Below are 1,760 nucleotides of genomic sequence, written 5' to 3' on the forward strand. Positions count from 1 at the left end.
GGCAATGTCGACACCATAAACCAGGCCATTAAAGCGAACGTCAGCGCCTATATAGTCGATGGTCTTGAGCACAAGCGCATTAACAGCATTATCAATGTGACTATCGCCCGATTCAAACATCAACAATCCCTCAAAAATGCACTGGAAGAAGCATGTGCAAAACTTGAAGACAGAAAACAGATAGATCGTGCAAAAGCCATATTAATCAAAACCCAAAACTTTACCGAAGACGAGGCTTACCACACGCTTAGAAAATTGGCGATGGATAGGAATATTACTCTGGGTGAAATGGCTAAAAACGTTATTGCCATGTCGGAACTGTTCAAATAGGGCCTCAACTGCATCCAAAAACTATGAAAACGTTTATCAAAGTCACTGAGATCTGGATCCCAGACAAAGAACGCACCCAGCTGGAATTTGGCTCCGGTTTATATGGCGGGTTACACGATTTTAAAGCGGCCAGCGAACAACAACAGTTTGCTTATAACGAAGGTTTACCCGGCAAGGCTTGGGCGGCCGGTCATCCGATTGTGCTGACAAAATTTGAATATTCTTACTTTAAACGGACTGCCGCCGCTAAAAAAGCGGGCTTGACTTGCGGTATTGCCATACCCGTATTTTCCGGTGACTTTTTGATGGCCGTTGTGGTTTTTTTATGTGGTGATGATGAAGAACATGCAGGCGCTATTGAGGTTTGGTGCAATAATCCAATATCGGCAAACACGCTTAATGTTATGGACGGTTATTACGGCACGCTGCAACATTTTGAAGCTATTTCCAGGCAGCTCAATATGCCTAAAGGTCAGGGTCTGGCTGGACTGGCATGGGCAACGGGTATGCCGATACTGATAGATGACATAAGCAAGGCAGCTACATTCATCAGAGCCAGCGATGCACAACAGGCAGGCATTAGCATGGGTATTGGGATTCCTGTTTCAGACACCCTCAGGCAAACCTACATCATGACTTTTCTTTCAGCTAAAGCCACACCTATTGCCAAACGAATTCAACTATGGATTCCTGACCGACAAGGTAAGCAACTCATCTGCCAACAAGGTTATAGTAAAAACAGCAATGACTTGGCAAAAATATTTGAAACAATTACTGTTAACAAAGGTGTCGGCGCAATCGGTCGCGTGTGGCTGACAGGCATGCCTGTCATTTCCGGCAATCATGAATCATCCAACTATAATCCAGAACTGGATAACCTAAGCAGTATGCTAGCCCTGCCCGTTATAGAAAAAGGCCGGTTAAAAGCAATTGTGAGTTTTTTGTTTTAATGGCTAAAAACCCCAAAAAAGATCATGTTTGGTGCAAAATACTTTAAATACTGCACATTACTAGAGCGCCGCATTAACAATCTTTAAGCCTGATAAATGCCATCAATACTTGCCGAACCTTCACAGAGTTAATACAAGCACTTGTTTTTATTGATATAGTAAAAGCATGAATGGTTATTTAATGAATTTGGCACGTCTTATGCTTTAACATTTACAGAGGTTCCAAAGTTGGAATCACCATTCCATGCTCAATGCTGAGCAACTGACAAAGGCGTCAAATAAATCGTTGTGTCATTATCGACACCCGGTTTTGAGACGTTTTTTTTTGCCTGAAAACCTATATAGGATAAAGCCATCATGAAAAGATCGGGGAAATTTACCATTAAAAAACTGGTTACAGCACTCTCTACTGTTGCCGCTATTACCACATTAAGCTTTGCATCCAGTGTGGGCGCCGTTGAAAAACTGGAAAAAGAAAGC

The 1,760-nt window shown here is 42.5% G+C and carries 2 protein-coding genes; both read left to right on the plus strand.

What is annotated here, in order from left to right:
- On the plus strand, nt 1-330 hold a 330-nt coding region (locus tag ACHZC4_RS05475), incomplete at its 5' end, for an ANTAR domain-containing response regulator (RefSeq protein ID WP_394752817.1).
- Nucleotides 331-353: 23 nt separating this feature from the next.
- Nucleotides 354-1,280: a GAF domain-containing protein gene (locus ACHZC4_RS05480; protein WP_394752818.1), complete on the plus strand. Its 927-nt coding sequence runs from the start codon at nt 354-356 to the stop codon at nt 1,278-1,280.
- Nucleotides 1,281-1,760 lie beyond the last annotated feature (480 nt).

Source organism: Crenothrix sp. (assembly GCF_043729335.1).
Lineage (GTDB): Bacteria > Pseudomonadota > Gammaproteobacteria > Methylococcales > Methylomonadaceae > Crenothrix.